1 protein-coding gene, 1 tRNA gene and 2 rRNA genes (1 of these 4 only partly in view) are annotated in these 7120 nt (G+C 44.4%); 3 read left to right on the top strand and 1 reads right to left on the bottom strand.

The window, feature by feature from the left end; translation table 11 throughout:
* The 3 genes from D1093_RS08425 to D1093_RS08415 all read left to right on the top strand — a co-directional run.
* Positions 1 to 2806 (top strand): 23S ribosomal RNA (locus tag D1093_RS08425) (it extends 7 nt beyond the left edge of the window).
* A gap of 69 nt (positions 2807 to 2875) precedes the next feature.
* Positions 2876 to 2990, top strand: a 5S ribosomal RNA gene (gene rrf, locus D1093_RS08420).
* Between the two features lie 105 nt (positions 2991 to 3095).
* Positions 3096 to 3172: transfer RNA gene (locus tag D1093_RS08415), tRNA-Met, on the top strand.
* Positions 3173 to 5742: 2570 nt separating this feature from the next.
* On the opposite strand, the gene D1093_RS08410 is transcribed toward D1093_RS08415, so the two are convergent.
* Positions 5743 to 7104, bottom strand: coding sequence for an MFS transporter (locus tag D1093_RS08410; RefSeq protein ID WP_120101964.1), 1362 nt, complete (start codon positions 7102 to 7104; stop codon positions 5743 to 5745).
* Positions 7105 to 7120: the final 16 nt, after the last annotated feature.

Genomic DNA, 7120 nt, shown 5'->3' with positions numbered 1-7120 from the left:
TGTCTTAAGGGCATTTGGTGGATGCCTTGGCATGCACAGGCGATGAAGGACGTGATACGCTGCGATAAGCTACGGGGAGGTGCGAATACCCTTTGATCCGTAGATCTCCGAATGGGGCAACCCACCTTTGATGGCTAGAAAAATTAAGCTGTTTTTTGATAAACAGTTTAATTTTCTAGTCGTCAGATAAAGGTATCTACACCTGAATAAAATAGGGTGTATGAAGCAAACGCAGGGAACTGAAACATCTAAGTACCTGTAGGAAAGGACATCAAACGAGACTCCGTTAGTAGTGGCGAGCGAACGCGGACCAGGCCAGTGGCTTAAATTAAGAAAAGTAGAAACGATTGGAAAGTCGTACCAAAGTGGGTGATAGTCCCGTATACGTAAGTCTGATTTAAGTCCTTGAGTAGGGCGGGACACGTGAAATCCTGTCTGAATATGGGTCGACCACGATCCAAGCCTAAGTACTCGTGCATGACCGATAGCGAACCAGTACCGTGAGGGAAAGGTGAAAAGTACCCCGACAAGGGGAGTGAAAAAGTACCTGAAACCGAATGCCTACAAACAGTCGGAGCCCAAGATACGTTCTGGGTGACGGCGTACCTTTTGTATAATGGGTCAGCGACTTAGTCCAACGAGCAAGCTTAAGCCGGTAGGTGTAGGCGTAGCGAAAGCGAGTCTGAATAGGGCGATCAGTTCGTTGGATTAGACCCGAAACCGAGTGATCTAGCCATGAGCAGGCTGAAGGTAAGGTAACACTTACTGAAGGGCCGAACCCGTATCTGTTGCAATAGATTGGGATGACTTGTGGCTAGGGGTGAAAGGCCAATCAAACTCGGAAATAGCTGGTTCTCCGCGAAATCTATTTAGGTAGAGCGTTAGTCGAATTCTCCAGGGGGTAGAGCACTGGATGGGCTAGGGGTCCTCACCGGATTACCAAACCTAACCAAACTCCGAATACCTGGAAGAACTAACTAGCAGACACACGGCGGGTGCTAACGTCCGTCGTGGAGAGGGAAACAACCCTGACCACCATCTAAGGTCCCCAAGTTATGGCTAAGTGGGAAAGGATGTGAGGATCCCAAAACAACCAGGATGTTGGCTTAGAAGCAGCCACCATTTAAAGAAAGCGTAACAGCTCACTGGTCTAAATAAGGGTCCCTGCGCCGAAAATGTAACGGGGCTAAAGCCATACACCGAAGCTGTGGATTTACTCCTTTTGGAGTAAGTGGTAGCGGAGCGTTCCGTAAGCCTGTGAAGGGAGACTCGTGAGAGCTCCTGGAGGTATCGGAAGTGAGAATGCTGACATGAGTAACGATAAAGGGAGTGAGAGACTCCCTCGCCGAAAGTCCAAGGGTTCCTGCTTAAAGTTAATCTGAGCAGGGTTAGTCGGCCCCTAAGGCGAGGCCGAAAGGCGTAGTCGATGGGAACCACGTTAATATTCGTGGACCTGTGGGTAGTGACGGATTGCGTGTATTGTAAGGTCTTATTGGATTGATCTTGCAGTGAAGCAGTCCCAGGAAATAGCTCCCACATATAGACCGTACCCGAAACCGACACAGGTGGACTGGTAGAGAATACTAAGGCGCTTGAGAGAACTACGTTGAAGGAACTCGGCAAATTGCACGCGTAACTTCGGAAGAAGCGTGACCCTTTAGTGGGCAACCATTAGAGGGTGGCACAGACCAGGGGGTAGCGACTGTTTACCAAAAACACAGGGCTCTGCGAAGTCGCAAGACGACGTATAGGGTCTGACGCCTGCCCGGTGCTGGAAGGTTAAGAGGAGATGTGCAAGCATTGAATTGAAGCCCCAGTAAACGGCGGCCGTAACTATAACGGTCCTAAGGTAGCGAAATTCCTTGTCGGGTAAGTTCCGACCTGCACGAATGGCGTAACGACTTCCCCGCTGTCTCCAACGTAGACTCAGTGAAATTGAATTCCCCGTGAAGATGCGGGGTTCCTGCGGTTAGACGGAAAGACCCCGTGCACCTTTACTATAGCTTTACACTGGCATTTGTGTCTGTATGTGTAGGATAGGTGGTAGACTTTGAAGCAGGGGCGCTAGCCCTTGTAGAGTCATCCTTGAAATACCACCCTTACCGATATGGATGTCTAACCGCAGTCCGTTATCCGGATTCGGGACCGTGTATGGTGGGTAGTTTGACTGGGGCGGTCGCCTCCTAAAGAGTAACGGAGGCGCGCGATGGTAGGCTCAGAACGGTCGGAAATCGTTTGTTGAGTGCAATGGCATAAGCCTGCCTGACTGTGAGACTGACAAGTCGAGCAGAGTCGAAAGACGGTCATAGTGATCCGGTGGTCCCGTGTGGAAGGGCCATCGCTCAACGGATAAAAGGTACGCCGGGGATAACAGGCTGATGACCCCCAAGAGTCCATATCGACGGGGTTGTTTGGCACCTCGATGTCGACTCATCGCATCCTGGGGCTGGAGCAGGTCCCAAGGGTATGGCTGTTCGCCATTTAAAGCGGTACGTGAGTTGGGTTCAGAACGTCGTGAGACAGTTCGGTCCCTATCTGCCGTGGGTGTTGGAATATTGACAGGACCTGTCCCTAGTACGAGAGGACCGGGATGGACGTATCTCTGGTGGACCTGTTGTGGCGCCAGCCGCATAGCAGGGTAGCTATATACGGACGAGATAACCGCTGAAGGCATCTAAGCGGGAAACTCACCTGAAAACAAGTATTCCCTGAGAACCGTGGTAGACCACCACGTTGATAGGTCAGGTGTGGAAGTGTGGTAACACATGAAGCTTACTGATACTAATCGTTCGATCGACTTGATCGTTCCCATTTCCTATGCTCATTCTTAAAAATTAAAATTCCAGCTTCTCTTGTTTTCTATGCATTTTGCTGACTTGGTGGTTATGGCGGAGTGAACGCACCCGATCCCATCCCGAACTCGGCCGTGAAACGCTCCAGCGCTGATGGTACTTTGCCTTAAGGCACGGGAGAGTAAGTCGCCGCCAGGTCTGCTAAATGCATAGAAAAGTCTCAAATCTTCTAATAGAAAAATAAAAATAACATAATCTATACATTCGCTAGACAGAAAATAGTTCTTGTTTTAAAATAAATGGCGCGGGGTGGAGCAGCCCGGTAGCTCGTCAGGCTCATAACCTGAAGGCCGCAGGTTCAAATCCTGCCCCCGCAACCAAAATAAGCTCCATAACCCATAACAAATCCATAGCGACAAAAGCCCCAAAAATAAAACCGCCAAATCCAAAATGAGCCAACATACTTCCAGTATGCAGATCTAAGATCGCAGATAAAAACATCAAGAAAAATCATTGCACATACATGCAGGAGTGTTCGCTCTTCCTCTACAAAGAAAGGGGTGAGGCTATGGACAAAATCAAATTCCCTTACGCGAAAAAAAACAATGCGAGCTGTTACCAACGTGAGGCGTTAGATTACGCCAAAACACTATTCCCTCTAAGGCAAGGCGCCTTAAAATAGCTATACCCATCTTATTTTGCTCGTCCCCCTCTCATATGGCTTAAGCGTCCAAAAGGTCAAAACCCATGGCTTTCGCAAAAAGGCTTCATACCTCAAAAACAAAATAAAAAATATAAAAAAAACTCTCTCAAAAAAACACCAGAAAAATCTCTTACATATAGCATGGCCTCATTAAAATGGGGATAGTCCTTTACTCCTTAAAAAAAGAAGATGGAGCTTTGTAATCTCATAGAAGGCGAGAGAGAAAGTGAAGAAGATAAAGGCTGGTGGAAGGAAAAGGAACTAGTGAAGAAAAAATGCTCGAATAATTGCACAAAAAACCATAAAAATACTTGACGCTAAAATACTTCCTGATCATCAAGATAATCCTATCGCTTTAAAGGTGTCTCAAAAAAATCTCCATAATGTCAAATGCCCCCATTCCCCTTTATGTGCCATCAAGATAAACACCATGAAAGCATATGTTACTGTGCTCATATAGTCGACGACAACGCCAGAAAAATATCCCCTGTATAAATTAACATGTTATGCGCGCAAAAGTTAAAAACGTCAAAAAATTACACACTTCCCAAAGCATTAAAGATGTTAACGAAATAACACTTGCAACCATTCTCCTATCGAGAAGAAAACGCAGGTGAAGTTATGTTGAGGAGCTGGGGGGCATCAGAAATCTTTCCGCATAAAAGAACCTAATGGACCGTAATAGGGGGTAAATGCCACTAAACAGCTTTCTCGCTAAGGCTAGAAGGTAGCAGCCTGGAGATATGTCATTCTGCGCAATAAAAGCTTCGCAAGAGCAGAAACTCAATCTATACTTCGCTCTCGAAAAGCAACTTGAAAAATAGATTATACGCTCTGCGATATCTTGCTCCTTGTTACATCTGTAGAGCGCATATCTCTACTCTTAGCGCAATATGCCCCTCCTTTTTTGCTGCGACATTGTTCCATTATCCATCCGCACTCCTCCCATCCTGTGTCCGTGAGGGAAGCTTTTTGCCTTTGCAGATATGACACTAACCTTGTGAATTTTATCAAGAAACTTCTCCATGCTAAAAATTTGCTCTCTTAAGTTCAAGGTCTCTTTGTTGCTGTTTCACATTTTCTACAACCCTCTTATCCTTTAAAAAAGTGGAGAGAGAAACAATGGAATAATAAAGCAAAACAAACGCTGAAATATTGAATGGGAGAGAAAGGGAAAAACAAGGACAACTAGCGGTGAAAGAGCGAGAAATAAGGCGCATAAACTCTTCAAGGTTTCTCCTCTATAAAAATATGGGGGTGGGCGATGAAACTTTCCTTAACTATGAGAGAGTATGCATCAGAATGATACTGCTGGGCTTTTATATCACTTTAACATCACACATAAGCCAACCTCTTGCAAAATAGTGTTGATTTTTTGTCTCTTAAAATCAGATAGAAATGGCGTGAGAAGGACCATAAAAGGCTATGTTCCTAAATATTGGAATCGGTTCTTTACTTCTCAGAAAGAGAAGACAGAGCTTTGTAATCTCATAACTGTTAGGCTAGAGAGTAAAAGTGAAATAGGGAAAGGCGGAAGGACAAGAGAAAGATATTGATCCGCGCTTTAAGAAAATGGGGCATATGTGTTATGGGGTGTTATCATTTGAAGCAGATGCGTAACGCATTTACAAAATCACTGATGTGCGCGAAGAGAGCGCGTTTTATCTGCAGAGGATAATTTACATGCATCTTGTGAGTGCAAATACTCATGTTCTCTTTTCTTTTTACTTCGTCTCCAGTTCTTTCACTCTGTGGGGCAGGTTTGCTTGCGTCGATGGTTATTGCAAGGATTGGAGGTGGGGTTGTTTTGTTTATTGATTTTGTGCGAGCCCTGTGATGTTCCCCATTACGGTCGCGTGGTAGAGAAGGTTTCGTGTGCTATTATGGATGGAGAGGAGGTAGCTTTTAGCGTACTTATGGGCTTATTACGCATTAAAATGTATGCTTAATCCTATGCAAATCTTCAAGGAAAGAAAGATTACCCTATGGTGATAGGTTTAAAAAACTCCATAGCACATGTCTAAAATCTTCATCCTCTCATTTTTTAGAAAAGTCGGGAGAGGCGTAATGAAGTGTAATTGAATGGGGTGTACCAATGTTAGAGCTTAAGGAGTCTCGCGGGTTAGTACTGTTTATAAAGATGAAGGCTGGAGTTAAAGTACCAGCATAGTGGTGTTTTTAAACCAAAGCACATGCTCTATATTCTTATCACCATTGCAAATGTTTATAGGGTTTCAACAAAGCATCTCATAAATTTGTGTTCTTTTCCTTAGGCGATAGAGAGAGTACGAGGCAAAACAGTAAAAGTGCACTGATAGAGAAGAGAAAGAATATGAGATATGTTTGATTGAGGGAAAGAACTCCTTTAGTTAGCGTATGGAGCAAATAGCCGGCAAACACACCTCCTAAAGCGCCACCTATTTGCTGTAATATACGTGTGATAACCGCTGTATCTTTGATGTATAAAGGATTGACATATTGAATGGGGGCAGACAGGCATACAATGGTGGCAATACCAAGCCCTATACCTCTTAGTAAGAAACCCAGACCATCCATGCTTGTCTGATAGCCAAAGCATAATATCCCAAAGCTTGATATCAGCAAACCAATTCCGATCATGAAAAAGGGCGTTTTTTCTTTCCATTTTTGATAAATAAATTTCCTGCCAATCCATGCTCCCACCCCTTGTAGAGCAAGGAGGGCGCCGATGAGGAGAAGGCTCTTTTCATGGGGTTCTTCCGCGAGAGCTAAGGGGAAATAAACAAGAAAGCTATAAAAAAGAAAGGAAGCAATAAGCCCCATGATCATGAGCAATGTGTAACGTACATTTGTAAATCCACTAAAGATGATTAATTTGTTTTTTGCTTTCTGATTAGAAACAATGAACAATATGAGAGAGATGACTGCTATCAGTGCTATGATAGAGAGGATGTTGTTGTTAGCAATATTTCTGGCTTCTGTGAGGTAAAAAAACGAAATAAGGGATAGGGAAAAGGTTAAAAATGCCAGTAAGTTAAATTTTGTTTTTTCTGTTTCGTTGGTTTTTAAATGTTTTGCTCCAATGGTGAGAGCCAAGAGAATAAGGGGAATATTGATAAAAAATAACAACCGCCAGGATACATACTGAGCAATTGAAGCGCCCACCAGTGGACCAAAGGCTGGAGCAAAAACCGTTGGTACGGCTATGGTTCCCATGGCTTGGCGCACCCGTGTCTGTCCAAATTGTAAGGCGATAATAGTTTGGCTTAGGGGCAATAAGAGACCTGTTCCAAAACCTTGAATGATACGGGCAGAGATAATGGTTTGAAAATTATAGCTTAATCCTACTCCCAATGATCCAAGCATAAAAATGCAGTTTGCAAGCAGCCACGTTTTTTTTACGCCTATTCTCCCTTGCATAAAAGCGGCCATCAAAAGTCCGGGCACGGTGGCGAGAAAATAGGAAGTTACAATCCATTGTATATTATTTTCTCCCGCTGAAAAATAATGCGCAAGTCTGGGGAGGATGACATTAACAATGCTTCCATCGAGCAAGGGCAGTATACTGGAAATAATGACGGTATAAATGACATACTTTTCTGATTTGCTATAGGAATCTCTCTTTTGCATTCTTATGCCCCCTGCG

The sequence above is a fragment of the Bartonella kosoyi genome, from assembly GCF_003606325.2.
Taxonomy (GTDB): Bacteria; Pseudomonadota; Alphaproteobacteria; order Rhizobiales; family Rhizobiaceae; genus Bartonella; species Bartonella kosoyi.
The sequence above is the reverse complement of the archived record's forward strand: the minus strand, read 5'-3'. Positions and strand labels throughout refer to the sequence as shown.